The sequence below is a fragment of the Pandoraea iniqua genome (assembly GCF_902459685.1).
Taxonomy (GTDB): domain Bacteria; phylum Pseudomonadota; class Gammaproteobacteria; order Burkholderiales; family Burkholderiaceae; genus Pandoraea; species Pandoraea iniqua.
Map to the genome: position 1 here is coordinate 737,576 of NZ_CABPSF010000001.1, position 26,478 is coordinate 764,053.

The 26,478-nt window shown below is 63.3% G+C and carries 27 protein-coding genes and 1 tRNA gene; 10 read left to right on the forward strand and 18 right to left on the reverse strand.

The annotated features are described in order from the left end of the window. Window positions 1-259: 259 nt before the first annotated feature. Window positions 260-1,198, reverse strand: a complete 939-nt coding sequence (gene rpoH / locus PIN31009_RS03280) for an RNA polymerase sigma factor RpoH (protein ID WP_058377123.1) — start codon at window positions 1,196-1,198, stop codon at window positions 260-262. Window positions 1,199-1,420: 222 nt separating this feature from the next. Between rpoH and PIN31009_RS03285 the strand changes: the two genes are divergently transcribed. Then, on the forward strand, window positions 1,421-1,804 hold the full coding sequence (locus PIN31009_RS03285) for a nuclear transport factor 2 family protein (RefSeq protein ID WP_058377124.1): 384 nt from the start codon (window positions 1,421-1,423) through the stop codon (window positions 1,802-1,804). 286 nt (window positions 1,805-2,090) lie between these two features. On the opposite strand, the gene ybiB is transcribed toward PIN31009_RS03285, so the two are convergent. Continuing rightward, entirely contained in the window at window positions 2,091-3,047 is a 957-nt protein-coding gene (gene ybiB / locus PIN31009_RS03290; protein WP_150789278.1) for a DNA-binding protein YbiB, read from the reverse strand. Window positions 3,048-3,314: 267 nt separating this feature from the next. Between ybiB and maiA the strand changes: the two genes are divergently transcribed. Both maiA and PIN31009_RS03300 read left to right on the forward strand, forming a co-directional pair. Further along, entirely contained in the window at window positions 3,315-3,962 is a 648-nt protein-coding gene (maiA, locus tag PIN31009_RS03295; RefSeq protein WP_150789279.1) for a maleylacetoacetate isomerase, read from the forward strand. Between the two features lie 8 nt (window positions 3,963-3,970). After that, window positions 3,971-4,597 (forward strand): LysE/ArgO family amino acid transporter, encoded by a 627-nt coding sequence (locus PIN31009_RS03300; protein ID WP_087724028.1) that lies wholly within the window; start codon window positions 3,971-3,973, stop codon window positions 4,595-4,597. Between the two features lie 137 nt (window positions 4,598-4,734). Here PIN31009_RS03300 and ftsY read toward each other — a convergent pair whose 3' ends face one another. Then, complete coding sequence (gene ftsY / locus PIN31009_RS03305; protein WP_174996923.1) at window positions 4,735-6,195, reverse strand: signal recognition particle-docking protein FtsY; 1,461 nt, start codon at window positions 6,193-6,195, stop codon at window positions 4,735-4,737. 191 nt (window positions 6,196-6,386) lie between these two features. On the opposite strand from ftsY, the gene PIN31009_RS03310 reads away from it, so the two are divergent. Beyond that, window positions 6,387-7,793, forward strand: coding sequence for a M16 family metallopeptidase (locus tag PIN31009_RS03310; protein WP_246185488.1), 1,407 nt, complete (start codon window positions 6,387-6,389; stop codon window positions 7,791-7,793). An 11-nt stretch (window positions 7,794-7,804) separates the two neighbouring features. Beyond that, complete coding sequence (locus PIN31009_RS03315; RefSeq protein WP_150789280.1) at window positions 7,805-9,223, forward strand: M16 family metallopeptidase; 1,419 nt, start codon at window positions 7,805-7,807, stop codon at window positions 9,221-9,223. Window positions 9,224-9,343: 120 nt separating this feature from the next. On the opposite strand, the gene PIN31009_RS03320 is transcribed toward PIN31009_RS03315, so the two are convergent. Further along, window positions 9,344-10,180: an ABC transporter permease gene (locus PIN31009_RS03320; RefSeq protein WP_150682982.1), complete on the reverse strand. Its 837-nt coding sequence runs from the start codon at window positions 10,178-10,180 to the stop codon at window positions 9,344-9,346. Next, window positions 10,173-11,090: a nodulation factor ABC transporter ATP-binding protein NodI gene (gene nodI / locus PIN31009_RS03325; protein ID WP_150789281.1), complete on the reverse strand. Its 918-nt coding sequence runs from the start codon at window positions 11,088-11,090 to the stop codon at window positions 10,173-10,175. Before nodI ends, PIN31009_RS03320 begins: the two co-directional genes overlap by 8 nt. 228 nt (window positions 11,091-11,318) lie before the next feature. On the opposite strand from nodI, the gene rsmD reads away from it, so the two are divergent. The 3 genes from rsmD (at window position 11,319) to PIN31009_RS03340 (ending at window position 12,808) form a co-directional block, all read left to right on the forward strand. Continuing rightward, window positions 11,319-11,912 carry a 16S rRNA (guanine(966)-N(2))-methyltransferase RsmD gene (gene rsmD, locus PIN31009_RS03330; RefSeq protein ID WP_150789282.1) on the forward strand — a complete coding sequence of 198 codons (594 nt, stop codon included), beginning with the start codon at window positions 11,319-11,321 and terminating at the stop codon, window positions 11,910-11,912. Window positions 11,913-11,967: 55 nt separating this feature from the next. After that, window positions 11,968-12,462 (forward strand): pantetheine-phosphate adenylyltransferase, encoded by a 495-nt coding sequence (gene coaD, locus PIN31009_RS03335; protein WP_058377134.1) that lies wholly within the window; start codon window positions 11,968-11,970, stop codon window positions 12,460-12,462. An 88-nt stretch (window positions 12,463-12,550) separates the two neighbouring features. Further along, entirely contained in the window at window positions 12,551-12,808 is a 258-nt protein-coding gene (locus PIN31009_RS03340) for a YfhL family 4Fe-4S dicluster ferredoxin (RefSeq protein WP_087689896.1), read from the forward strand. Between the two features lie 13 nt (window positions 12,809-12,821). Here PIN31009_RS03340 and pth read toward each other — a convergent pair whose 3' ends face one another. From pth to PIN31009_RS03375, 7 genes are all read right to left on the reverse strand, one after another. Beyond that, complete coding sequence (gene pth, locus PIN31009_RS03345) at window positions 12,822-13,418, reverse strand: aminoacyl-tRNA hydrolase (protein WP_058377136.1); 597 nt, start codon at window positions 13,416-13,418, stop codon at window positions 12,822-12,824. 124 nt (window positions 13,419-13,542) lie between these two features. Continuing rightward, on the reverse strand, window positions 13,543-14,163 hold the full coding sequence (locus PIN31009_RS03350; RefSeq protein ID WP_150682985.1) for a 50S ribosomal protein L25/general stress protein Ctc: 621 nt from the start codon (window positions 14,161-14,163) through the stop codon (window positions 13,543-13,545). A 159-nt stretch (window positions 14,164-14,322) separates the two neighbouring features. Then, window positions 14,323-15,270, reverse strand: a complete 948-nt coding sequence (locus tag PIN31009_RS03355) for a ribose-phosphate pyrophosphokinase (protein WP_058377138.1) — start codon at window positions 15,268-15,270, stop codon at window positions 14,323-14,325. 49 nt (window positions 15,271-15,319) lie between these two features. Next, a tRNA-Gln gene (locus PIN31009_RS03360) sits at window positions 15,320-15,396 on the reverse strand. 54 nt (window positions 15,397-15,450) lie between these two features. Beyond that, complete coding sequence (ispE, locus tag PIN31009_RS03365) at window positions 15,451-16,320, reverse strand: 4-(cytidine 5'-diphospho)-2-C-methyl-D-erythritol kinase (protein WP_150789283.1); 870 nt, start codon at window positions 16,318-16,320, stop codon at window positions 15,451-15,453. 122 nt (window positions 16,321-16,442) lie between these two features. Then, window positions 16,443-17,084 carry an outer membrane lipoprotein LolB gene (locus PIN31009_RS03370; RefSeq protein WP_246185489.1) on the reverse strand — a complete coding sequence of 214 codons (642 nt, stop codon included), beginning with the start codon at window positions 17,082-17,084 and terminating at the stop codon, window positions 16,443-16,445. A gap of 65 nt (window positions 17,085-17,149) precedes the next feature. Then, window positions 17,150-19,108 carry a tetratricopeptide repeat protein gene (locus PIN31009_RS03375; protein WP_150789284.1) on the reverse strand — a complete coding sequence of 653 codons (1,959 nt, stop codon included), beginning with the start codon at window positions 19,106-19,108 and terminating at the stop codon, window positions 17,150-17,152. A gap of 79 nt (window positions 19,109-19,187) precedes the next feature. On the opposite strand from PIN31009_RS03375, the gene mutM reads away from it, so the two are divergent. Beyond that, on the forward strand, window positions 19,188-20,018 hold the full coding sequence (mutM, locus tag PIN31009_RS03380) for a bifunctional DNA-formamidopyrimidine glycosylase/DNA-(apurinic or apyrimidinic site) lyase (protein ID WP_150789285.1): 831 nt from the start codon (window positions 19,188-19,190) through the stop codon (window positions 20,016-20,018). A gap of 6 nt (window positions 20,019-20,024) precedes the next feature. Continuing rightward, the gene (gene mutY, locus PIN31009_RS03385; protein WP_425495462.1) at window positions 20,025-21,173 is read left to right on the forward strand and encodes an A/G-specific adenine glycosylase; all 1,149 of its coding nucleotides are present in this window, start codon (window positions 20,025-20,027) and stop codon (window positions 21,171-21,173) included. A 21-nt stretch (window positions 21,174-21,194) separates the two neighbouring features. On the opposite strand, the gene rapZ is transcribed toward mutY, so the two are convergent. The 6 genes from rapZ to PIN31009_RS03415 all read right to left on the reverse strand — a co-directional run bounded on the left by rapZ (window position 21,195) and on the right by PIN31009_RS03415 (window position 26,442). Further along, entirely contained in the window at window positions 21,195-22,067 is an 873-nt protein-coding gene (gene rapZ, locus PIN31009_RS03390; RefSeq protein ID WP_150682990.1) for an RNase adapter RapZ, read from the reverse strand. 180 nt (window positions 22,068-22,247) lie between these two features. Next, on the reverse strand, window positions 22,248-22,577 hold the full coding sequence (locus PIN31009_RS03395; RefSeq protein ID WP_150789287.1) for a PsiF family protein: 330 nt from the start codon (window positions 22,575-22,577) through the stop codon (window positions 22,248-22,250). 158 nt (window positions 22,578-22,735) lie between these two features. After that, complete coding sequence (gene hprK / locus PIN31009_RS03400; RefSeq protein WP_058377146.1) at window positions 22,736-23,701, reverse strand: HPr(Ser) kinase/phosphatase; 966 nt, start codon at window positions 23,699-23,701, stop codon at window positions 22,736-22,738. A 64-nt stretch (window positions 23,702-23,765) separates the two neighbouring features. After that, window positions 23,766-24,221 carry a PTS IIA-like nitrogen regulatory protein PtsN gene (ptsN, locus tag PIN31009_RS03405; RefSeq protein WP_150682992.1) on the reverse strand — a complete coding sequence of 152 codons (456 nt, stop codon included), beginning with the start codon at window positions 24,219-24,221 and terminating at the stop codon, window positions 23,766-23,768. Window positions 24,222-24,457: 236 nt separating this feature from the next. Further along, window positions 24,458-24,811 (reverse strand): ribosome hibernation-promoting factor, HPF/YfiA family, encoded by a 354-nt coding sequence (gene hpf / locus PIN31009_RS03410; protein WP_058377148.1) that lies wholly within the window; start codon window positions 24,809-24,811, stop codon window positions 24,458-24,460. Between the two features lie 140 nt (window positions 24,812-24,951). Beyond that, a complete protein-coding gene (locus PIN31009_RS03415) occupies window positions 24,952-26,442 on the reverse strand; it encodes an RNA polymerase factor sigma-54 (RefSeq protein ID WP_058377149.1) in 1,491 nt (496 codons plus the stop codon). Between the last annotated feature and the right edge of the window lie 36 nt (window positions 26,443-26,478).

Consider the following 26,478-nt stretch of genomic DNA (forward strand, 5'->3'; position numbering starts at 1 on the left):
GGCGCGTCGGGCAGCCCCCCGGGCCGTCCTTCGCACGTAGCATGGCCACGTACGAACCGATTCTATCGACCGGTCTGCCGGTAGACCTTGCGATGCATCAAGTCCTAAGCAATTGGTCTGCGAACTTTGTCCGGCGCCAGAAAGCAAAAAGCCCCGCGAATCATCGCGGGGCTTTGCTGTGTTCAGGCGGCGCCGTGGGGCGCCGCTGTGACATCGTGTCGCACGTTCTGACGTAGACGCGCGCCGATGTCAGCCGGGATTACGCAAACGCTTGCAGCGCACCCTTCATCTTCTTCATTGCCGCGGCTTCGATCTGGCGGATGCGCTCGGCGGAGACGCCGAATTCGTCAGCCAGTTCGTGCAGCGTGGCGCCGCCGCTACCGTCGTCTTCCACCGACAGCCAGCGGGCTTCGATGATACGGCGGCTGCGCGGGTCCAGACGGCCCAAAGCCGTTTGCAGACCGTCGCTTTGCAGATGGTCGCGTTCGCGGGCAGCGATCACGGCCGTCGGCTCCTGATGCGAGTCGGCAAGGTAGGCGATCGGGGCGAAGCTGGCGCTGTCGCTGTCGTCGCTATGGCCTTCGAGGGCGATATCGCCACCGGACATGCGCGTTTCCATCTCGATGACGTCTTCGCGCTTCACATTCAGGTCGCGGGCGACCTGATCGATTTCGTCCGGCGTGAACGCTTGCAGGCCCTGCTTCTGGCTGCGCAGGTTGAAGAACAGCTTGCGCTGGGCCTTGGTCGTCGCGACCTTCACGGTGCGCCAGTTTTTCAGGACGTACTCGTGAATCTCGGCCTTGATCCAGTGCATGGCATACGACACGAGTCGCACGCCCTGCGTGGGGTCGAAGCGCTTCACAGCCTTCATCAGGCCGATATTGCCTTCCTGAATCAGGTCGGCATGCGGCAGCCCGTAGCCGAGGTAGTTACGCGCGATCGAAACCACCAGTCGCAGGTGCGAAAGCACGAGCTGGCGGGCGGCCTCGAGATCGTCGTTGTCGCGCAGACGCTTGGCGAGCGACTGCTCTTCCTCGGCGGTCAGCAGCGGAATACGGTGAACAGCCTGAATATAGCTGTCGATGTTGCCCAGACTGCCCGGCAGCATCAATGCCGACGGGGCGATAGCAAGGGCACGAGAATTCGGCGCCGTGCCGGTGGCCGGCGTCGTCGGATGCAAAGTGGCGGCAGTACTCAAGTGGTGGACTCCTGGTTAGCCTCTGGGAAAGCATTTTAGCACTCTCTCCAGACGAGTGCTAAAGACGTTAGAACCCTTACTGGGCGGGAAGTTTCCGAGGTCTCGGGGTTTTCCAGCAGCCCCGGGGTTCCGGAAAAAGTCACTGGCGCAAACGTGACGTGGATGGTGTAAATTGCAACCCAAGTCGCGTGTGTTCAGGTGTCGGCGAGAGGGGAGGTCAGCATGGCTGGAAAGCATATCGACGCAATCCGAGAGCTCGAAGCAGCGCGGTTTTCCGCGATGGTCGAGGTCGACGTCGAAAAACTGGACTCACTTCTGGCCGAGGGCGTTCGCTACGTTCACTCGAACGGCAAATGCGAAACAAAACAGCAATTTCTGGGCGCACTGACGTCCGGCCGCCGCCGCTATCTCGACATTCAGTCGTCGGATCAGCAACTTCACCAGTTCGGCGACACCGTCGTGGTGATCGGCAAGCTCCTGGTGGAGCTGGAAACCGCCACCGGCTCGCTGGAATCGCAAATGATTTACACGGCGGTCCATGTGCGCGAGGCCGAAGCGTGGCGGCTCATCTCATGGCAGGCAACGCGGATGGCGTCGGCCGAGTAAAGACACAGCGGGCAGCGCGGCGGGCCGGCGGCCCTTCTCACGACACGCTTCGAGCGTGTACTTCTAAGCAGAAGATTTGATGTGTTTCGGGATGAAATGTTCCGAAAATATCGGATTTTTTGCAGAAAAACCCGATATTTCCGGATTTCGAGCGACGGCGACGCATTGCGCTCGAATGTCGCGCAACCGTTGCGCCCTTAAACCGAGTTGCGGCTGCTCATTCAGCCATCGAGGTCAGCCACTGAGGTTCGCGCATGACTTCAGCCCTTGAGGTCAGTCCTCGACGTCAGCCCTTTAGGCCCAGCGCCAGCCGGATCACCTCGACTTGCCGCGCGATGGGGGCCGGAATCGTGACATCGCCGGCCAGCACGGCCTCGATCCAGCGGGCCGTTGCTTCGGCATCGGCGGCGGGCAGGGCGGGCGGTGCGCCCGAGGCCCCTTCCTCCGCGTTTTGCCAAGCGCGGGGTACGCCATCGGAAAATCCGTCGATCGCCCCCTGACGGCGGGCATCGGCGACCGGCTCGCCTTCGGTGCCCCGCGCGAGCAGCACGCCGGGGGCCGGGCTGTTGGCCGCGTCGGCAAACATCGCGCCGAGCGTTTCCTTGTATTCCGGGTGGGTGTAATTCACCAGCCGCAATGCCGGTCCGGCAAACGGCTGGAGCAACTTCACGACCGTGTGCCCGGAATTGCGTACCCCCAGTGCGGCGCGCATTTCCAACAAGCGCTCAAGGCCGGGCGACAGCGCGGCAATCGGCAGATAGGCGACGCGGCGGGCGCGCAGCGCCGCTTCGGCCTCGGCGCCCGACTGGCAAGCCGCATGGCCTAGCGCGGCAAAGATGGCCTGCGTCCCGACGCGATTCGCCCCGCTGTGATGCTGACCGTGGACCAGCACCGGAATGCCCTCGCGGGCGAGCAGCAGCGCCAGCAGCGGCGTCAGATTGGGTTGTTTGCGTGCGCCGTTGTAACTCGGCAGGAGCACCGGCGGCGGGGCATCGTCGGGCGCCTTGAGCGGGGTGAACGTCGCGTGGGCGGCGTCGAGCATCGCACGTAGTTCCACCGGCGTTTCGCCCTTGATGCGGTACGCAATCAACACGCCGCCAAGCTCCGCGGGCGCGACGCGATCCGCGAGAATTGCGTCGAACAGCGTACGCGTCTCGTCGGCGCTCAGCGGCCGCGCGCCCTTTGCCCCTCGGGCGATGGTTTTGAGCAGCGGTGCGCAGGCAAACGGAGCAGCAGTGGTCATGACGCGTCAGAAGTTCGGGATGGGAAAGAGGATTGCGGGTAGTACAGATAGTGCAGGCAGTACAGGTGGTGCGGGCCGCCACAGTACGCAGACCGCGGCGCAGACAGGCTTCCATCATACGCAATCAGGTGTTGCAGCGGGCAACGCTTCAAGTACCATCTCGTGTCTGTGCGGGACGTGGCGAGTGCCACGCAACAGACGGGCTACGACCCCCGCCGAACGTCCCGCCGCCTGCTCACCCGGAATATCCCGTCTTTGAGGAACGCCATGTCCACGCTGTACAGCTATTTCCGCAGTTCCGCCGCGTATCGCGTGCGGATCGCGCTCAATCTGAAGGGCCTCGACTACGACACCGTGCCGGTGCATCTCGTGCGCGACGGTGGCGAACAGCTCAAGCCCGCGTACCGCGCGCTCAACGTCAATGCGCTGGTGCCGACGTTTGTCGATGGCGACGTGAATATTCACCAGTCGCTCGCGATCATCGAATATCTGGAAGACATTCACCCGACGCCCGCCTTGTTGCCGGCCGATCCGGTGGCCCGGGCGCAGGTGCGTGCGCTGGCGCTCGATATCGCGGCAGATATCCACCCGATCGACAATCTGCGCGTGTTGCGTTACCTGAAGCACAACCTCGGCGTGACCGAGGAGCAGAAGAACGCGTGGTACGTGCACTGGGTGATCGAAGGGCTTACGTCGCTGGAAGCGCGTCTGCAAGCGCAGCCGCAGCCCGGCAAGTTCACGTTCGGCGACACGCCGACGCTGGCCGATTGCTGCCTCGTGCCGCAGATCTACAACGCCAATCGCTTCAAGATCGACATGACGCCGTTCCCGCGTATTTCGGCCGTGAATGCGCATTGCCTCACGCTCGATGCCTTCCAGCGCGCCACGCCCGAAGCGCAACCCGACGCAGAGTAAGTGCTTCGATGATCGATCCGGCTTTCTGGCGGGGCATGGCGCTCGGCGCCAGCCTCATTATTGCGATTGGCGCGCAAAACGCATTTGTCTTGCGGCAAGGCATTCTGAAACGTCACGTGGGTCTCGCCGTTGCGGTCTGTGCCGTTTGCGATATGGCACTCATCGCGGCAGGGGTGGCGGGCATGGGCGGGCTGATTGCCGCCTATCCGCGCTTTCTGACGGCCGTCACGTGGGGCGGTGCGGCGTTTCTGTTCTGGTACGGGCTGCGCGCGTGGCGGGCGGCGTTTCGCGGCACTGGCGCATTGCAGGCCGACGGCAGCCGTGTGGCGACGCAAGACATGACGTGGCAGCGTGCACTCGTGCTGGTGCTCATGCTCTCGCTGCTCAATCCGCACGTGTATCTCGATACGGTGATTCTGCTCGGCGGCATCGGCGCGCGCGAGCCTGCCCCGGGGAATGCGTGGTTTGCTGCGGGAGCAATGACCGCATCTGTGCTGTGGTTCACCACGCTGGGCTATGGTGCCCGATTGCTGGCCCCGCTATTCTCCCGCGCCCGCGCTTGGCAGATTCTCGACGGCATCGTCGGCGTGATGATGTGGGGGCTCTGCGCAGGGCTGATCGCGCAGCAGTTGTGATGCGGTGAAGCAGCGGCTGGTGCGCTGCCTGATGTACGCTGCCTGAGGTGCGTTGAAGCTGCCCCGAAAGCACAAAGAAAACGGCCCGCTACTCGTTGAGTGCGGGCCGTTGTTCTTTGGCGCAGAGGCGAATCGACTTACCCGAGCAAGGCGTCGGAGAACTCGCGTGCCGAGAACGGTTGCAAGTCTTCGACCTTCTCGCCCACGCCGATGAAGTAGACCGGCACCGGGCGCTGGCGGGCGATGGCGGCGAGAATGCCGCCCTTGGCCGTGCCATCGAGCTTGGTGACGATGAGGCCCGTGAGTTGCAGCGCGTCGTCGAACGCCTTGACCTGCGCGAGGGCGTTCTGGCCGGTGTTGGCGTCGATGACGAGCAGCACTTCGTGCGGTGCGCCGTCGGCGGCCTTGCCGAGCACGCGTTTGATCTTCTTCAGTTCTTCCATCAGATGCAACTGTGTGGGCAGGCGCCCGGCAGTGTCTGCCATCACGATGTCGATCTTTCGGGCGCGGGCGGCGCTCACGGCGTCGAACACCACGGCGGCGGGGTCGCCGCTTTCCTGCGCGACGACTGCGACGTTATTGCGCTCGCCCCAGATCGTCAGTTGCTCGCGCGCGGCGGCGCGGAAGGTGTCGCCCGCAGCGAGCAGCACCGACTGGTCATAGCTCTGGAAGTGCTTGGCGAGCTTGCCGATGCTGGTGGTCTTGCCGGCACCGTTCACGCCCGCGATCATCACCACCAGCGGGGCTTCGCGGCCCAGCACGAGGCTCTGTTCCAGCGGCGAGAGCAACTCGACCAGCAGATCGTGCAGCGCGCGCTTGACCTGTTCACCTTCGGTCAGGCGTTCAGACTTGACCTTCTTGCGCAGCGCGTCGAGCAGGAACGTGGTGGCTTCGACGCCCGCGTCGCTCATGAGCAGCGCGCCTTCCAGTTCTTCGAATAGATTCTCGTCGACCTTCACGCCGACGAAGATGCCCGTAAGCCCCGCGCTGGTTTTCGACAGCCCGGCCTTCAGGCGCGTGAGCCACGAACGCTTGGCGGCGGGCGCTGCGGCAGGGGCCGCTACGATTTCGCCGATGGCTTCACCGCTGTCGTCTTTGACGACGACCGGGGCGGGGGCCGGTGCGGGCGCAACTTCCGGTTCGAATTGCGCTTCAGGTTCCGGCTCAGGTTCCGGTTCAGGTTCCGGCAGCGCTTCCGGTTTGCGTTGCGGTTCGGCTTCCGGCGCAATCGTCACCGGATTGGGGACATTCGCCGCAGGCGTTTCAGACAACGCCGCCGTTTTTGACGCCTCGGCGTCACGGACGGGTGCGCTTTGCGGAACATCGGGTTCGGCGGCAGGCGTTGCCGTGGCAGCCGGGGTTTCCACAGGGGCTGGCGGCACCACGGGCGCCGCCGGTGCAGCCACCGGCGCTTGAGCGGCCTGCGGCGCAGCGGGCTGGGCCGGTGTCGGAGCAGGGGCAGCGGCAGGCGCGGCGGAGGCAGCTTCGGCGGCGGCCTTTGCAGCGTCGTCGTCGGCCTCGTTTTCGACGGGCGATGCGGGGCTCGGCTCGGCGGATTTGTTACCGCCCGACGTGAAACGCTTGAAGAAACTGAACATGGGGTGAGGAACTTGGCGTGGGGAGCGCGCTCGGAGACGTCTCTGATTTGTCGTGCCATTCGCGCCGGGCAAAACGCCCTACAATGGGCGGTCGCGTTTCCGGCGCGGGAAATGCGACGTATTTTATCAGACGCGTCTCGACGTCCATCAAGGGCAAAAGGGAATTCATGAGGGGATCCATGAGAGGAACCATGCGCTGGCTTCACGCCTTGGCCGGTCTGACCTTGGCCGGGGTGATTAGCCTGGGCCATGCCGCCGACACCACCGGCAGCAAAACGACGGACAACACTTCCGAATTCACGCTCTCCAACGGACTGCGGCTGATCGTGCGCGAAGACCATCGCGCACCGACGGTGGCGCATGTGGTCTGGTACCGCGCGGGCTCGCTCGACGAGTTCAACGGCACCACGGGTGTGGCGCACGCGCTCGAGCACATGATGTTCAAGGGCACGAAGACGGTCGGCCCGGGTCAGTTTTCGCGTCAGGTCGCCGCACTCGGCGGCCGCGAGAATGCATTCACCAGCAAGGACTACACGGGCTTCTTCGAGCAGACCGAGAAGTCGCGTCTGCCCGACATGATGCGTCTCGAAGCCGATCGTATGGCCAACCTGACACTCTCGGCCGACGAATTCGCCAAAGAGATTCAGGTGGTGATGGAAGAGCGCCGGCTGCGCACCGACGACCAGCCGCGTGCGTTGCTTTACGAGCAACTGATGGCGTCGGCATTGGTCGCCAACCCATACCGCCGGCCGATCGTGGGCTGGATGGACGATCTTCAGCACATGACCGTCGACGATACGCGCGCGTGGTACGAGCGCTGGTATGCGCCGAACAACGTAGTGGTGGTCGTGAGTGGCGACGTCGATCCGCAGCAGGTGCGCCGCTGGGCCGAGCAGTACTACGGTCCGATCAAGTCGCACGCGCTGCCCGAGCGCCGGCCGCAGAACGAACCCGCCCAACTGGGCGTGCGCCGTGTGTTCGTGAAGGCGCCCGCCGAGAACCCGAACGTGATGCTGGCGTGGCGCGCACCGCGTCTGACCGATGTCGAGAAGGATGACGACGTCTATGCGCTGCAAGTGCTGGCGGCGGTGCTCGACGGCTACGGCAACGCGCGGCTGACGAGCCGCCTCGTGCGCGAGCAACGCATCGCGAACGATGTGGGTGCCGGTTACGACGGCGTGGGTCGCGGCCCGCAGTTCTTCATCCTCGACGGCACGCCGGCACAGGGCAAGACGCCCGAGCAGATCGAGAAGGCCTTGCGCGCCCAAGTGGCCGACATTGCGGCGCACGGCGTGACCGAGGAAGAACTCAAGCGCGTGAAAGCGCAGGTCGTTGCGGGGCAGATTTACAAGCGTGACTCGGTGTTCGGTCAGGCGATGGAGATCGGTCTCAATGAAATGTCGGGCATCTCGTGGCGGCAGATCGATCGCATGCTCGAGAAGGTGAAGGCGGTCACGCCGGCACAGGTGCAGGCGGTGGCGGGCAAGTACTTCGGCGACGACACGCTGACGGTGGCCACGCTGGTGCCGCAGCCCGTGGATGAGGCGACACGCAAGCGCCGCGCCCAAGGGGCGGAAGACCTGAAGAACATGCGCTAAGAGGCCACCCGATGATGAAAATTACCGCACTACTGCGTGCGTTTGTCCTGCCTGCCTGCGTGGGCGCTGTTGCTGCTGTGGCAGCCATGCCGACGACGGCACTGGCGGCACTGCCGATCCAGACTTGGACGGCGCCCTCCGGTGCCAAAGTGCTGCTCGTGGAGAGCCATTCGATTCCGATGCTCGATCTGAACATCGATTTCGATGCGGGCAGTCGTTACGATCCGCCTGGCAAATCCGGATTGGCGTTGCTCACTGCCGGATTGCTCGATTCGGGCGCCATGGCAGTGAACGGCCGCCCGGCGCTGACCGAGGCGCAAATTGCCGACCGCTTTGCCGATGTGGGCGCGATGGAAGCGACGAGCGCGGGGCGTGATGCCGCAACCGTCACGATGCGCACGCTATCGTCGGCGGCCGAACGCGACGCCGCCGTCAGTACGATGGCGCAGTTCCTGCAACATCCGACGTTCCCCGAGGCCGTGCTCAAGCGTGAGGCTGCGCGCCTGTCGGCGGCGATTGCCGAGGCCAACACCAAGCCCGAAGCGATTGCCGAGAAGGCCTTCCGCAGTGCGATTTACGGCAGCCATCCGTATGGGGTGAGTGCCACGGTGGCGAGCGTGAATGCGGTCAAGCGTGACGATCTCGTGCGCTTCTATCGCGACATGTTCAGCCCGAAGCGCGCGGTGGTCACCCTCGTCGGCGACATCGATCGCGCACAGGCCGAGAAGCTGGTAGCCACGCTGACCGACGCCATGCCGGCGGGCATCCAGCCGCCGGCCATGCCGCCGGTGGCGGCGCTGCGCAGTGCCGTGCAGATCGATCTGCCGCACCCGGCCGAGCAGGCGCATATCGTGAGCGGTCAGGCGTCGGTGGCACGCAGCGATCCCGACTACTTCGCATTGCTCGTCGGCAACTATGTGCTGGGCGGCGGTGGCTTCGTGTCGCGACTCACGGCCGAAGTGCGCGAGAAGCGCGGGCTGACGTATGGTGTCACGAGCATGTTCGTCCCGCAGTTGCAGGAGGGGCCGTTCGAGATCAGCTTGCAGACGCGTCGCGAGCAGGCGCCTGAAGCGTTGAAGGTAGTCCGCGAGACGTTGGGCAAGTTCGTGCAGGACGGCCCGACTGATGCCGAAATGCAGGCCGCGAAGGACAACCTGATCAATGGTTTCCCGCTGCGTCTGGACAGCAATCGCAAGCTCTTGGCGAGCGTTGCCGCGATCGGTTTCTATAACCTGCCGCTCGACTATCTCGACACGTGGACCGACAAGGTCAAGGCCGTGACCGCTGCGCAGGTGAAAGACGCGTTTGCACGTCACGTGCAACCTGACCGGCTGGTGACTGTCGTCGTTGGCCCGGGCAATGTGTTCGGTGCCGCGAGTGCGGGTGCCGCGGCCGGTGGCGCTGCGGCAGCGGGTACGAAAGCGAAGTAACGCTGCGGTGCGATTCACGCAGTAGGAAAAAAGCGGCACCGGGAAATTTCCGATGCCGCTTTTTCTTGGGCGGCTGGTCGAATGCGTTATCCGTTATCGGCGCTATCGGCATTACCGTTGTTACCGCAGAATCCGCCGTCGCAGCAACGTCAGCGCAATCGCAAACGCGATCACTGCGTAGGCGACCAAGGCGGCCACGTGCAGCCACGGCTGGTCGATGGCGCGTCCGAGCATGGCGGGGCGAATCAACGCGATGGCGTGTGCGAGCGGCAACCACTCGGTGACGTGGCGCGCGGCCGCCGGGAGTTGCGACAACGGGAAGAACACGCCCGAGAGCAGCAACATCGGCGTCATGACGAGCGTCTGATAGAACATAAAGAAGTCGTAACTCGGCGCGAGTGCCGTCATGACCATCGCCAGACTCGCAAACGCGAAGCCGGCAAGCACCACCGCGGGCAGCACAACCGGCAAGGCGTCGAGCCGCGCGTAGCCGAGGACGCTGGCCACCAACAGAATCGCGAGGCCCGAGAGCACCGCTTTGCTGGCCGCCCAAGCCACTTCACCGAGCACGACGTCGCCCAGCGTCAGCGGCGTGTGCATGAGCGCTTCCCACGTGCGCTGCACATGCATGCGCGAGAAGCCCGAGTACATCGATTCGAAGCTCGCGGAAAACATCACGCTCGAGCCGACCGTGCCCGCGGCGAGAAACGCGATATAGGACGTGCCGTCCACATTCCCGACCATCATGCCCAGCCCAAAGCCGAGCCCGAACAGATAGATCATCGGGTCGGCCAGATTGCCGAACATCGACGCGATGGCGAGCTTGCGCCAGACGAGAAAATTGCGCCGCCACACACCGGTCCACGGGGTGAAGCCGGGGAGGTAGCGCGGTGTCTCTGGCCGCTGGGTGCGAGTTGTCAAACGTTCGGTCTGGCTCTGGCGATCGGCCTCAGTCATCGCGCATCTCCCGTCCGGTGAGTTTGAGGAAAACGTCTTCCAGATTGGCGCGCCGATGCAGATAACGCACACCGGGCTGATCGCGCAGTGCGTTCACAACCGGGGTGGCGTCGCGTACGTAGCAGAAGTGCGTCTCGCCGCTCGTCTCGATGCGCTCGGCCAACGGGGCAAGGCTTACCAGCAGCGCGTGCGGCACATCGCCGAAGACTTCGACCACGTCGCAACCGATCTCGCGCGCGACCAGCTCGGGCGGCGTGCCTTCGGCGATCTTGCGACCGGCATCGATCACGCACAGGCGATGGCACAGGCGCTCGGCCTCTTCCATGAAGTGGGTGGTGAGCAGAATCGTCTTGCCCTCGTTCATCAGCGATTTGAGCCGTTCCCAGATCAGATGGCGCGCTTGCGGGTCGAGCCCCGTCGTCGGCTCGTCGAGCAGCAGCAGATCGGGGTTGTTGATGAGCGCGCGGGCGAGCGTGAGGCGCCGCTTCATGCCGCCCGAGAGTTGCCCGACGCGCGCGTCGGCCTTCGATTCGAGCCGCGCAAAGGCGAGCAGGGCGGGTACGCGCTCGCGCACCTCGGCGGAGGAGAGTCCGAAATAGCGTCCGAAGATCGCCAGATTCTCGCGCACGGTGAAGTCGGGGTCGAGATTGTCGAACTGCGGCACCACGCCGATCCGGCGCCGGGCTTCCGGGGCGAGTCTGGGGACCGACAGGCCGCCGAGCCGGATCTCCCCGGCGTCGGGGGTGACGAGGCCCAGCAGCATGCGTAGCGTCGTGGTTTTGCCCGCGCCGTTGGGGCCCAGTAGCCCGAAACATTCACCGGGCGCCACGTGCAGTGACAGGTGATCGACGACGGGGCGTCCGTCGTAGGCTTTGCAGAGTTCGGTTACCTCGATGGCGGCATCGGTCATAGCGAATTCGGGGGTCTCCTGTCGTCTGGCATGCCCCTTCGAAACCACAGGGGGCAAGTCTTACGGGCGATGTGGTATGTTTCGCCTCAACAATGTAGCGTGAATTACCATGAATTTGGACGACCAGCGCGCGCAACCCTGCGCGCGATCTCACTATTTGGGCACTTTGGCCGTACTTAATGTTGCCGCCAACAATGTCGCCGCCAACGCCACACACCGGAGCGCCGCATGAAGTCAGGTTCCGGAAACGTCGCACGCGGCGCGCCCCAGCAGGTCCGCATCATTGGCGGCCAGTGGAAGCGCACGCCGCTGCCTGTGCCGCCCGGCGATGGCCTGCGTCCCACGCCGGATCGTGTGCGCGAAACGCTGTTCAATTGGCTTGGACAAGATCTCGACGGCCTGCGTTGCCTCGATGCCTTTGCCGGCAGTGGCGCGCTGGGTTTTGAGGCGGCCTCGCGAGGCGCGGCCCGTGTGCTGATGGTCGAATACGCCGCACCGGCCGTGCGCCAGTTGCGCGCCAATCAGGCCAAGCTCGCCGCCGATCAGGTCGAGATCGTGCAGGCCGACGCGCGGCGTCTGATAACCACACTCGCACCCGGGGCTTTCGACGTGGTGTTTCTCGATCCGCCGTTCGCGAGTGGCTGGCTGACCGATCTGCTGGCCCCTGCGGCCCGCCTGCTGGCGCCCAACGGCGTGATCTATGCTGAATCCGACGCGCCGCTCGACGACGAAGCGCTGGCGGCACTGGGGCTAGTGTGTGTGCGCCGGGCGAAAGCCGGAGCGGTGCATTATCATTTGCTTGAATCGATTCCGAAAACCTAGAGACCACAATGAACAAGTACGTAGTAACGGTCCCCAGCCGCGAGGAGACGTTGGCATGGTAGTGGCGATCTATCCGGGGACGTTCGACCCGCTGACCCGAGGGCACGAAGATCTGGTTCGCCGTGCGGCGGGCATTTTCGACAAGCTCATTGTCGGTGTGGCCGACAGTCGCAACAAGAAGCCGTTCTTCACGCTGGAAGAGCGCATCGATATCGCGCGCGAAGTGCTTGGGCACTATCCGAACGTGACGGTCGAGGGGTTTTCCGGGCTGCTCAAGGACTTCGTGCGTAAGCACCAGGCGCGCGTGATCGTGCGCGGGCTGCGTGCCGTGTCCGACTTCGAGTACGAGTTCCAGATGGCCGGGATGAACCGCTATCTGTTGCCCGACGTGGAAACGATGTTCATGACGCCGTCTGACCAGTACCAGTTCATCTCGGGCACGATCGTGCGCGAGATTGCGCAACTGGGCGGCGATGTCAGCAAGTTTGTGTTCCCTTCCGTCGAGAAGTGGTTGGTGACGAAAGTCGGCGACCTGTCGGCGAAGGGATGAGTATCGCGCGCGCCGGTCTGGCCCCGGGTCTGACCCGAGGTTTGACTCGGATGGCGGGCCGGCGTCGCGATACAGTTGGAGGTGCCGTATGGCCTTGATGATTACCGATGAATGCATCAATTGCGACGTGTGTGAGCCCGAGTGCCCGAACGACGCAATTTCGATGGGGGTCGAGATTTATGAGATCGACCCGAACAAGTGCACCGAGTGTGTCGGGCACTTCGATGAACCGCAGTGCGTGCAGGTGTGCCCGGTAGAGTGCATTCCGATCAATCCGGAACACGTCGAGACGCCGGCGCAGTTGCTCGCGAAGTACACCCACCTGCAAGCGGACAAGCTGGCCTGATACGCCGGGTTGCTTATTTCCCCGGCGTGGCGTGCAGGCGCATCATCGCCTTTTCCATCTCACCTTTCACGACGAGATCGACGATGTCGAGCGAACGCGACATCGCGTCGTCGATTTGCGCTTGTTCTTCCTTGCGCGGCGGCTTCAACACGAAGTCCACCACCTGTTGCTGACTGCCCGCCGGTTGCAGCGTGCGCGGATGGCCGATGCCCAGACGCAGACGCCAGAAATCAGGCGTCGTCAGATGCGCGGCAATGTCCTTCAGGCCGTTATGGCCGCCACTGCCACCGCCGCGTTTGAGTTTGACGCCACCGGGCGGCAGATCGAGTTCGTCGTGCACGACGAGAATTTCATCCGGCAGAATCTTATAGAAGCGCGCGAGCGCGACCACCGACTGCCCTGAGCGGTTCATGAACGTCTGGGGTTCGAGCAGCCAGACCTCGCTGCCGGCGATGCGTGCGCGGGCCGCATAGCCATGAAAGCTCTTCTGGTTCGACAGCGAGGCGCCGCTTTGCTGCGCCAATGCGTCGACAAACCAGAAGCCGGCGTTGTGCCGGGTGGCCGTGTATTCAGCGCCCGGATTGCCGAGCCCTACGATCAGCTTGATCATTTCGGTATCAGATCTTGTGTGCAACCTACGCAGGATAGGCGCACCGCAATAAAAAAACCCGCCGGGACATGACGTCGCGGCGGGTTTTGCGTCCAGCGTCGCCGCTGAAGGACAACTCGCAGGCTTAGGCAGCCGGCGTTTCGCCTTCGGCAGCCGGGGCAGCAGCTTCATCAGCAGCAGCGCCCGCCGGTTGAACGGCTTGCGCCACGACCGGGTTTTCTTGCTCGACGTGCAGCACGAGCGTCACGCCTTCCGGCAGCTTGACGTCCTTAGCATGCACGGTTTGACCAGCAGCCAGCTTCGACAGATCGACTTCCAGGAATTCCGGCAGCTTGCCCGGCAGGCAGCTGATGTCGAGGTCGTTCACGATGTGGCTGATCACGTTGGCCGACAGCTTCACTGCGGGCGACTCTTCAGCGCCCAGGAAGTGCAGGGGCACCTTCACGTGGATCGGCTTGGTGGCGTCGACACGTTGGAAATCCACGTGCAGAACCAGTTGCTTGAACGGGTGGTACTGCACATCGCGCAGCAGCACTTGTTCCGACTTGCCAGCGATTTCCAGCTCGAGAATCGACGAGTGGAAAGCTTCTTTACGCAGGGCGTGCCACAGTGCGTTGTGATCGAGTTCGATCAGTTGCGGATCAACGTTACCACCGTACACGATGCCTGCGGTCTTGCCGGCATTGCGCAGGCGGCGGCTCGCACCCGTACCTTGCAGATTACGCTCAAAAGCGACGACTTTCATAACAACTCCTTGTACCACCCGCGACCAGGTGGCGATTTCTTCCTGAACTTTTCCGTGCAAAAAACACGGGTTTCAGGAACGACAAAGGCGGGGAAAACGCTCCCCGCCGACATGACAACGGCGCCACACAGGCGCCGTCGCAAAAATTCTACCGAACGCTTACTCCGCGAACAGCGACATCACCGAGTCGCCGCGACGGATGCGCGAGAACGTCTCGGCGAGCAGGCCAGCGCAGCTCAACTGGCGAATCTTGCCGCCCTTCGAGTCGTCGCGCAGCGGAATCGTATCCGTCACGACCACTTCGTCGAGCGCCGAAGCGTTGATGCGCTCTGCTGCGCCACCCGAGAGCACCGGGTGCGTACAGTAGGCGTAGACCTTCTGTGCGCCGCGTTCCTTCAGTACTTGCGCTGCCTTGCAGAGCGTGCCGGCGGTGTCGACCATGTCGTCCATGATCACGCACGTACGGCCGTCGACTTCACCGATGATGTTCATCACTTCGGCCACATTGGCCTTCGGACGACGCTTGTCGATGATGGCCAGATCGCAATGCAGTTGCTTCGCGAGTGCACGGGCACGCACCACGCCGCCGACGTCCGGCGAAACCACCAGCAGGTTTTCGTGATTCTGCTTGCGCACATCAGCCAGCAGCAGCGGCGAGGCGTAAATGTTGTCGACCGGGATATCGAAGAAACCCTGAATCTGGTCGGCGTGCAGGTCCATCGTGATGATGCGCTCGACGCCTGCGATTTGCAGCATGTTGGCTACGACCTTCGCCGAGATCGCCACGCGCGCCGAACGGGGGCGGCGATCTTGACGGGCATAGCCGAAATACGGGATGGCAGCAGTGATCCGGCCGGCAGAAGCGCGCTTGAGCGCGTCGACCATGATCAACAGTTCCATCAGATTGTCGTTGGTCGGCGCACACGTCGACTGGAGGACGAAGACGTCCTTGCCGCGCACGTTTTCCTGGATTTCGACTTGGATTTCGCCATCCGAGAATCGGCTGACCATGGCCTTGCCGAGCGGGATGCCGAGAGTGTTGACGACCTCTTGGGCCAGGGCGGGATTGGCGTTCCCGGTGAATACCATTAGGTTATCACTACTCATCTGGCTACCTGCGGGACGTATTGATGCTGAGACTGAACGACAGAGAAATTGGCAGGGGAGGAAGGACTCGAACCCTCGTATGCCGGAATCAAAATCCGGTGCCTTAACCAACTTGGCGACTCCCCTACACTAACCGATGCCTTTGTTGCGTCGTAGGATACGCAGCAAAGTAAAACTTTTTCACGCAAATGCGAACAACGGGTGTTCGGCCAGACCGGCGGTCACTTGACCGAGCCAGCGCTCTGGCAATCGCTTACATGCCGCTTCCGCTTCTGCCTTCGTGTCGAATGCTGCAAACACGCTGGCGCCGGATCCCGTCATGCGAGCTGTGGTGAAGGTTCTGAACCAGTCAATCACAGCAGCGACTTCCGCGTATTCTCGAGTGACTACCGCCTGCATGTCGTTACGGAAAATTTCATCCGTTTCGAACACGTTTTTGTTGGCGTGCTCAAGAAAGAACGCCATTGTGACGACGTTCGAATCCCTTGTCAACAGGGGATCACGAAAAATCTTATCGGTTGCGACGTGTACCCGCGGGTTGACGACCAGAAAGTGCCGTTGCGGTAGATCCACTGCCTGCATTTGCTCGCCCAGCCCCTCGGCAAACGCATTGCGCCCGAACACGAAGAACGGCACGTCGGCACCGAGTTTGAGTGCCAGCGTCTGGAGTTCGGCACGCGGCAGATCGAGCTGCCACATACGGTTGAGCGCGAGCAGGGTGGTTGCGGCGTCCGAGCTGCCGCCGCCGATGCCGCCACCAGCCGGCAGGCGCTTCTCGATGCCGATATCCACGCCGAACTGCACCCCGCAGTGTTCCTGAAGCAACCGCGCGGCCCGCACCGTCAGATCGGTCTCGGGCGGCACGCCGGGCAGCGGGTTCGTATGCACGATCTTGCCGTCGTCGCGGCGCTCGAAATGCAGCGTATCGGCCCAGTCGATCAGCTGGAAGACGGTTTGCAGCTCGTGATAGCCATTGGGCCGGCGTCCCACGATGTGCAGGAACAGGTTCAATTTGGCCGGAGCCGGGCAGTCACGCAGGATTTCGTACATGGCAATGCGTTTTGAGGGCCGACGGCAGGGGCCGGCGGCCGGAATGCAGGGACTCGTTCGTTCGCGGTCATCGAGCGGCCGCTTGAGCAAGAGGCGCCAAGGATAGCACCGCCGGGCGCTGCTTACTCGTCGATCACCAGCCGTACCGCCAGCGGCGAGCCATCGAGATCGCGCGAGAGGTCGACGCGTTTCACACGCAGGGGTGTGGTGTCGAAATACGCCTGATAGTCGATGGTCCAGCCGTCCTGAACGAGGCGCGTCGGGCGTTGCGTCTGCGGATCGCGTTGGATATTCGCCTGCGAGCCGGGCGCGCCCTGCATATGCAGCCAGTAGCGCAAACCGCCGACCGGCAGGGCAAAGCCGAGCGCGTCGTGCATCACGTCTTCGAGGCGCGGCCCAGTCAGCGGTGCCTTGCCCGGCAATTCGAGCGAGGCGCCCCGCGGGCTCTCCCGCACGATCGCCTGCGTTTGCCCGAGCGGATCGAGCAATTGCACGGTGGCGTTTTCGCCGCTTTGCTGCCAGTCGAAATTACCGTACGTATTGCGCGCCTCGCCGTTCTGTTCGAATCGAATCGAGAAACGTCCCCGGTAATGCTCGACGCTGGTGCCTTCGGCCTGTGCGATAGGGGCGGGCGGTGCGAGGCTCGCACACCCGGTGCCGAGCACGGCGGCAGAGATGGCGAGCGCCATGCCGGCGGCCCGCATCGTCAGACGCGGGCGCGGCAACATCGAGAGATCGTGACGGGACAAGGGTAGTTGGGGCAAACGGGACATCGTCAGCAAAAAGAAAGGCGTCGCGAGGAAAGGCTCGCGACGCCGGTATCACAGCATTACGGCGTGACGTTGTAACGCTTCATCGTCGAGCGCAGCGTGTCGTCGTCGCTATCGACCTTGAGCGCTTCGCGCCACGTCTTGCGGGCTTCGTCCTGCTGGCCGCTTTCCCACAACACTTCGCCCAGATGCGCGCCGATTTCGGCCTGCGCCTGAATGCCGTACGCCCGGCGCAGCAATTCGAGCGCCTGCGTCTTGTCGCCAAGGCGGTACTTCACCCAAGCGAGGCTGTCCATGATGTACGGATCGTCCGGTGCGAGCGACGACGCCTTCTGCAACAGCTTGAGCGCTTCCGGCAGACGCGTATTGCGCTCGGTGAGCGAGTAGCCCAGCGCGTTGTAAGCCTGCGCGTTGTCGGGCTGCGCCGTCATCACGCGACGCATGGCTTTTTCCATGACGTCGTAATGCTTGTTCAGTTCCGCGACCATGCCGTACTGGTAGAGCAAATCGGGATCGTCCGGATGATCCTTGACCTCGACGGCGAGCAGCTTCTCGGCATCGTCATAGCGCTTCGCTTTGACGAGCAGATCGGATTCCGCGCGCTTGAGCGCGAGTTGCTCGCGCGGGTCGCTCGACTTGATGCCGTGCAGCAGCGCGCGGCCTTCTTCGACCTTGCCCTGATCGGCGAGCAATTGCGCGCGGCCGATTTGTGCCGGCAGATAGGCGTTGCTGTCTTCGCGAATCTTCGAGAGCCACTTGTCGGCGGCCGGGTAATCCTTGCGATCCTGCGCAATCTGCGCGAGATACACATACGCTTGCGCGCCGTCGGTGTTCTGTTGTTCGGCTTCGGTCGCGTACTTCTGCAAGTACTGTTCGGCCGCGCCGGGATGCTTGGCGTGCAGGTTGAGCAGCGCCAGCGCCATCAGCGTCGACAACTCGTGCGGATAGCGCTTCTCGAGCGTCTCGAACTGCTTTTGCGCGGTATCGAGCTGGTTGTCGGCGAGCAGCAGCTTGGCGTAGGCGAAGCGCGCTTCCTTGGCATCCGGATTGCGGTCGAGGAACGTCTTCAGGCCGGCAATGGCGCTTGCGCGCTCCTCCGGACCCATCTGACCGTAAAGCAGCGCGGCCGCTTCGTAATCCGGCTTCAGCTTGAGCGCCGTTTCGAGCGACTTACGCGCGCCGGCGGTGTCGCCTGCGTCGAGTTGCGAGCGGGCCAGTGCCAGTTGCGCTTCGGGGCGTTGCTGATCGTTCGCGAGCATGCGCTTGAGCGACTCGATGCCGGTGGCACGTTCCGGGCTGCGCGCAATCATCTGCTGCAACTCGAGAATGGCTTGTCCGCGGCGCGCTTCCGGCACCTTGTTCAATTCGTCGGTGAGCAACGGCTCGGCTTCCGCCAGATGGCCGGTGCCGACTTCGAGGCTGGCCAGCAACTGCGTGGCCGGACGCCACGTCGGGTCCAGTTGATGCCACAAACGGGCCGCGACGAGGGCGTCGCCGAGCTGGCGTGCGCCGAGTGCGATCTCCACCGCGCGGCGCGCCATGCGCGGGTCCTTCGTGCGGTTGGCGAGCGAGACGTAAGTGTTGAAGGCGGGTGCGAGGTTGCCTTGTTGGAGGCTTAGTTCGGCGGCCGTCACTTCGAACACGATTTCGCTGGAGAGCGCGACGTTCGGCAGCTTCTCTTTCGGCACGTCGGCGTTGGGCGGAACGTCTTCGCTATCTGCGTCGGCATCGGCGTTGGCGCCTGCCTTGCTCGCGGCGCCCGGCTTTGCCGCCTTCGACGGCGCAGCGCCGGGGGCGGCCGGTGCGGCCGGTTGTGCGGGCTGGACGACACCGGGTTGACCGGTCTGGGCGAAGGCGTTCGAAGATGGCAGAAATGCCATGATCGCGCTGGCGCAGGTCACGCCGAGCGCCGTAGCACCGGCCAAAGCACCGCGCGCCAAGGCGCCGCGCAGACGGGAAGGCACGGCCACCGAGGGCTTCGAAGCGGTGAGAATGGACGGGAGACGAGTGTTCGGCATAGGGATCCACGGCAGGTTTCGAGCGATTGTAGCGCGCCCGATACAATAGAGTCTAAATCCTCAGCAAACGTTCGCAGGCATGCCTGAACTCCCCGAAGTCGAAGTCACCCGCCGCGGCATCGCGCCGCATGTGGCGGGCACGCGCGTCGCTCGTATCGACGTTCGCAATGCATCGCTGCGCTGGCCGGTACCCGCCGGGCTCGACGCCTTGTTGCGTGGCGAGACGCTCATCGATGTGACCCGCCGCGGTAAATACCTGCTGCTCGAATATGCGCCGGGCTGGTTGCTCGTGCATCTGGGCATGACCGGGACGTTGCGCGTCTTGCCCGAGCCCGAAGCACTGCCGGTTGCCGGTATTCACGATCACATCGATCTCGTGTTCGAGCGCTGCGCATTGCGCTATCGCGATCCCCGCCGCTTCGGCGCCGTGCTGTTTCATCCGCGCTCGGCCGGCGATGTGCTCGGTCATGCGTTGCTTGCGAATCTCGGCGTCGAACCGTTCTCCGATGCGTTCGACGGCAACCTGCTTTACGCCGGTACTCGCGGGCGCACCGTCGCCATCAAGCAAGCGTTGCTGGCCGGCTCGATCGTCGTTGGCGTGGGCAATATCTATGCGTCGGAAAGCCTCTTTCGCGCGGGCATCAATCCACGGCTTGCCGCGGGAAAGTTGTCGCGTCCGCGCTGTGAAAAGCTCGCCATCGCGGTGCGGGAAACGCTCGCCGCAGCGATCGAGAAAGGCGGCAGCACATTGCGCGATTTTGTCGGCAGCGACGGCAAGAGCGGTTATTTCCAACTCGAGTACTTCGTCTACGACCGGGCAGGGCAGCCGTGCAGAGTGTGCGGCACGCCCATCCGGCAGATCGTGCAGCAGCAGCGCTCCACGTTCTTCTGCCCGCACTGCCAGAAATGAAAGCGTCTGACCCCCACAAGAATAGCCATGCCCCAATCGTTGACTGAAACCTTCGCCGAACGCCTGATCGCGTGGCAGGCCGAACACGGCCGCCACGACCTGCCGTGGCAAAACACACGCGATGCCTACCGCATCTGGCTCTCGGAAATCATGTTGCAGCAGACGCAGGTGGCGACGGTCATTCCGTATTACGCCCGGTTTCTCGAACGATTTCCCGATGTCGCGGCACTCGCTGCCGCGCCGCAGGACGACGTCATGGCGCTCTGGGCCGGCCTTGGCTACTACTCCCGCGCGCGAAATCTGCATCGCTGTGCACAAGTCGTGGTGGCCGAGCACGGCGGCCGCTTCCCGTCCGACCCCGAGACGCTCGCGACGCTGCCCGGTATCGGCCGGTCGACGGCGGCGGCCATTGCCGCATTCGCCTACGACGCGCACGCAGCGATTCTCGATGGCAACGTCAAGCGGGTACTGGCGCGCGTCTTCGGCATTGAAGGTTTTCCCGGCACGCCGAAGATCGAGCGCGAGATGTGGGCATTGGCGGAATCGCTGCTGCCCGAGCGCGATCTGCCGGCGTACACGCAGGGCATGATGGATCTGGGCGCAACGTTGTGCGGACGCGGCAAGCCGCGTTGTGAGGCATGTCCGTTCGACAGCGATTGCGCGGCTCACGCAACCGGACGCGAGCGCACGCTGCCGACGTCGAAGCCTAAAAAGGCACAGCCGGAGCGTTACGTGGATGTGCTGGTGATTCGGGCCGGTGAGCGGGTGCTGTTCGAACGGCGGCCTGACAGCGGCATCTGGGGTGGGCTGTGGAGCCTGCCGGAACTCACGCCGCCGCTCGACGCTCGTGAGGATGACGACGCCTCACTGCGTGACCGCATTGGCGCGCGCGCGTCGACATTGGGTGCCGCGCATGGCGTGGTGCGATCGATGGTGCCGCTGCTCGGGCTCACGCATGTGTTCACGCACTTCAAACTGCATCTCCGCCCGTGGCTGGTGACGATGGCCCAGTCGGCCGAATCGAGCGCGGCAACGGGCTCACAGCAGGCATGGATGAATGCGGGGGAGGTGGCCGGGGCCGGTCTGCCGTCGCCGATCCGCAAAATTGCTGATGCGCTTGCGCCCGACGACGGGCAATTGTCGCTGCCGGCCTGATTCAAGCCGACTGGGTGTGATTCAGGCGCCGTCGCCGTCCGCAAGTTCGCGGTGGCGCACCAGTACGCTCGATTCGGCGCGAAAGCGCTCGCCGAGTGTTTCGGCGATGAACACCGAGCGGTGTTGTCCGCCGGTGCAGCCGATGGCCACGGTCAGGTAGCTGCGGTTATCGCGCATGAAGCTCGGCAGCCACTTTTGCAGATACGCGCCGATGTCGTTGATCATTTCGTCGACTTCCGGAATTGCAGAGAGGAAGTCGATGACGGGCTGGTCGCGGCCGGTTAGCGGGCGCAGTTGCGTGTCGTAGTACGGATTGGGCAGCGAGCGCACGTCGAAGACGAGATCGGCATCGAGCGGCACGCCGTGCTTGAACCCGAACGATTCGAACATCAGCGTCAGACCCGTGTGATCGTGCTGCACGAACTCGCGAATCCAGCGGCGCAACGCACTCGCGCGCAAATTGCTGGTGTCGATCTGGTGACCCAGTTCGGTCACGCTGTTGAGCATCTCGCGCTCTTTCTCGATGGCCTCGACGAGCGACCCGCTGGCATTCACGGGATCGGTGGAGGCGGCAGAGAGCGGATGGCGGCGGCGCGTTTCCGAGAAGCGTTGCACCAGCGTTTGCGTGGTGGCATTCAGGAACAATACGCGCACATCGTGGCCGAAACGGCGCAAACCCCCGACGATCGGCGGCAGATCGGCGAGCGAGCCGCCGCTGCGCGCATCGATGGCGACGGCCAGACGTGTGTAGTTCTGTGTTTCGAGGTATTCGGCGAGCTCAGGCAGAAAGCGCGACGGCAGATTGTCGACGCAGTAGTAGCCCGCATCCTCGAGGACGTTCAGGGCGAGCGATTTGCCCGAACCCGAAACGCCGGTAATCAATACGATCTTCATGGCATTTCCCGGATACAACCATGATGGTAAGCGATTGTGTCGTTCGGGTGTCGGGCTTGAAATTACGTGAATGGTTCCGCGCGGTTTTCAGGCGTTCGCTCATTCTGGGCGCGATCGGTGCGCCAATGAAAACGGCGCCCGTGGGGGCGCCGTTCGCGAACACCGTGGGCGGGCTGGATATCAGGCTGCCGGTTGATTCGACAGACACTGCTTCATGAACGCCTTGCGGTCGTCGCCCTTCTTGCCGGTGGCGGCGGTATTGCAGGACTTCATCTTCTCTTGCTGAGTCTGCTTGGCGGCCGGGGCCGGGGTGCCGGCGGCCGACAGGCACTGCTTCATGAACGCCTTGCGATCGTCGCCCGTCTTGCCGGTCGCCTGTTGATTACAGGCGGTCATCTTGTTGTTTTGCGAGTTCGCCTTGGGGGCCGCCGGTGCTGAGGCCGTTTGTGCGAAAACCGGCGATGCGAGCAACGGGGACAGCAGGAGCAGTGCAGCGAGTGCTTTCTTCATGGTCGTCTCTCCATAGGGTCGGACACGCAAGGGGAAGGACTGCGTGGCGATTACAACATGAAAGAAAACGCGCCGCAATCGCGCGGCGTTGACAGAAAAAAGCAGAAATTGCGGTAAACCCGGGGGATTTTACCGGCCCGTGGGGCGCGGGGGCTCGCTTAGAGGAGCTTGCCCTGCATGCCGTCCGGGTCCTGCATGGCCTGACGCTGACGCTCCATGAAGTCCTTGAGCGTATCGATGCCACGCAGTTGCAGAATCGTGTTGCGCACGGCAGCCTCGACCAGCACGGCGAGATTTCGCCCGGCCGCCACTTGCAGGATCACCTTGTTGATGGGCAGGCCCAGCACGTCGACCGTTTGCGCTTCGAGCGGCAGGCGCTGGAATTCGCCATCGGGGCGGCGCACCAGTTGCACGATCAGCTTGAGCTTCATTTTCCGGCGCACGGCCGTCTCACCGAAGATCGTCTTGATGTCGAGCAGGCCAAGGCCACGCACTTCAAGCAGGTTCTGCAACAGCGGCGGACAACGGCCTTCCACGAAATCGGGGCCAAGACGCACGAAATCGACGGCATCGTCGGCGACCAGCCCGTGACCACGGCTGATCAGTTCCAGACCCAATTCGCTCTTGCCGAGGCCGGAGTCGCCCGTCAGCAGCACGCCCATGCCCAGAATGTCGATAAAAACGCCGTGCATCGTGCAACGCGGTGCGAACACGCGCGAAATGTACAGGCGCAGGCTATCGATGACCGAAGCGGTCGAGAGCGGGGTCGTGAACAGCGGGGTGGATGAGCGTGTGCAGCGCAGCACGAGGTCGGGCGGGGCTTCGAGACCGTCGGCCACCACGAGGAACGGCGGCTCCAGCGCAATCACCTCACCCATATGACGCTTGCGGTTTTCTTCCGTCAGACGCTGGTAGTAGCGCAGTTCGGCTTCGCCCAGCACCTGAATACGGTTCGGGTGGATGAGGTTCAAGTGACCGACGAGGTCGGCACTCGATGTGGCAGTGGCCACGCTCTCCGGCGTAAAGCCGCGTTCCCACCCCTCATGGCCGGTCAGCCACGACAGCCGCAGCGTGGCGGCGTTGTCGTCGAAAATGCTTTGCGCGTTGATGCCGGTCAGTTCCACCGCGTCGCCTCGTTCGGTTGGGGGTGTGGGGGTCTACGCTACGGGGCTTGTCTGGCGTGCCGGTTCAGGGCTGCCAGTTCGCGAGCGCCGAATGAATGTCTTCGGCACTCGGTGCATTCGACAACGTCTCGCGCATCGTTCGATCCGAGAGCAATTGTGCAATCTCAGACAGAATTTCGAGATGTTGCTGGGTGGCCTGTTCGGGAACCAGAAGGAAAAACAGCAGGGACACCGGCTGGCCGTCGGGGGCTTCGAAGGGGATCGGCGCTTCGAGGCGCACGAATGCTGCCATCGGGTGCTTCAGGCCCTTGATGCGACCATGCGGAATCGCAACGCCTTCGCCGAGCCCGGTCGAGCCGAGTCGCTCGCGCGCGAAGAGATTGTCGGTGATGACAGCGCGGGTGAGCCCGGCATTGCTCTCGAAAAGGAGCCCGGCTTGCTCGAAGACGCGCTTCTTGCTGGTGACGGAGAGTCCAAGCAGGATGTTGGACGCAGGTAAGAGTTTGACTAAACGGTTCATCTTGTAATGCGGGCGAACACGTAGTCGCCCTCCAACCCCCGATTGACCTCGCATTATAGACCACCTGCCGCCGACCCCTGCGCCATTCCCCAGAAATGCGCCGGACCATATAAAAGGGGCCGTTCAACGGCCCCGCGGTGGGTGATGCCAGACTATGACAGACGCAATTGCAGGCGCGAGGTTCCGCGCGGGCTTTCGCCGGTGTCAGTCGACGCGACTACCACGCCAGGAAGCACTCATTGCAGCGGTTCCTGCTCGGGCGGCTGCTGATGCTTGATGGCCTCGCGACCGTGGTCCTGAACCTTGTCCTTGAACTGGATTACCTTGCGGTCGAGCATGTCGATCAGCTTGTCGATGGCGGCGTACATATCTTCGTCACACTTCTCGACGAAAATCTCCTTACCCTTGAGAAACACCGTAATGCTGGCTACCTGGCGTCCGGTTTTCTCCTTGGTCTTGTCGACAGAGAGGATCACCTCGGCGCCCATCACTTGATCGAAATGGCGCAACACGCGGTCAAGCTTGTTAATCACAAATTCGCGCAGCGAAGGCGTGAGTTCGAGATGGTGTCCACTGATCTTCAGATTCATAGCTGCTCTCCTTGCTGAAATGCCGAAGTGCAGGCCACGTCACAAATGACGGGCTAGCGGGAGTGCGAGCCATTCATGTGACGCAATGTCGCACTGCGGCGTTATGCCCCAGCAGGCCAACACGGCTCACCAGGACCGTCCTACAAAGATTTGCGCAAGTTGACTGCGGGAATTCGCATGGCTTCGCGGTATTTCGCGACAGTGCGTCGCGCCACCACGAATCCCTGCTCAGCCAGCAGTTCCGCGATACGGCTGTCGGAAAGGGGGCTCTGCGGGTCTTCGGCTCCTATCAGTTGCTTGATGAGGGCACGGATGGCCGTGGATGACGCGGCCCCTCCGGCTTCCGTCGCGACGTGCGAACCAAAGAAGTACTTAAGCTCGAAAGTTCCGAATGGAGTGAGCATGTACTTACTGGTTGTCACCCGCGAAATCGTGGATTCGTGTAAACCCAGCGTATCAGCAATCTCGCGCAAAACCAAGGGGCGCATGCCGATTTCGCCGTGGGAAAAGAAGTTCTTTTGACGCTCGACAATGGCCTGCGCCACGCGCAGGATCGTGTCGAATCGCTGCTGAATGTTCTTGATCAGCCAGCGCGCTTCCTGCAACTGCTGTTGGAGATTCCCGGTGCCCGGATCGTTGCGGTTATTTCGCAGAATACGCGCATACATTTCGTTGATGCGCAGACGCGGCATCACCTCGGGATTGAGCTCCGCCGTCCACCCGCTGCCCTGCCGGCGCACGAGCACGTCGGGAATGACGTAGTCGGCCTGCGGCGTGCCGTAGGCGGCTCCCGGAAACGGGTCGAGCGAGCGAATGAGCTGATGCGCGGCACGCAGGCTGTCTTCGCCGACACCGAGCACACGGCGCAACCGCGTGTAGTCGCGCGCGGCGAGCAGTTCCAGATGATCGGAGACGATACGCAGCGAAATCGTGCGCACCGGGCTGGCGGGCAGCCGCTGCAATTGCAGCCGCAGGCACTCGGACGGGGTCCGGGCGCCGACGCCGGCCGGGTCGAAGCTTTGCAGCAGCGCCAGCGCGGCATTGATCTCTTCAGCCTCCAGCGACAGTTCTTCGGCCACTTCCGCCTGAATTTCGTCGAGCGTGGTGCCGAGATAACCGTCTTCGTCGAGCGACTCGATCAGAAACTCCACCAGCGCGCGATCGCGCGGCGCAGCCTTGGTCACGCGCAACTGGGCCAGCAGGTGTTCACGCAGATTCGGATGGTCGACGTGCAGCTGCGGGCGCGAGTTGTTGTCGTCGTCGTCGGTGGCATTGCCCGTGCGGGCAAAGTCGTTCAGGCTCCAGTCGCTGCCGCTGTCCTGGCCGTTATCGTCGAAACGCGCTTCGCCGTCGAGCTCGCGTGCCTCGTCGTGACCGTTACCCTCGGACGGTGCGTCGTTCGTGCTGCTGACCGATGTCGTGCGTTCGTTGCGAAGCGAGCCGTCGGTGCCGACGCGTACGGACCCGGCGAGCCAGTCGTCTTCGCGCTCGAGCATCGGGTTCTGGGTGAGGGCATGCTCGACTTCTTGTTGAAGTTCGAGCGTCGACAGTTGCAGCAATCGGATCGACTGTTGCAACTGCGGGGTGAGGGTCAGGTGTTGCGAGGTGCGGAGTTGGAGGGTCGGTTTCATAACGTTTCTCGCCTTCATTGTAGAGGCTTTGTCACG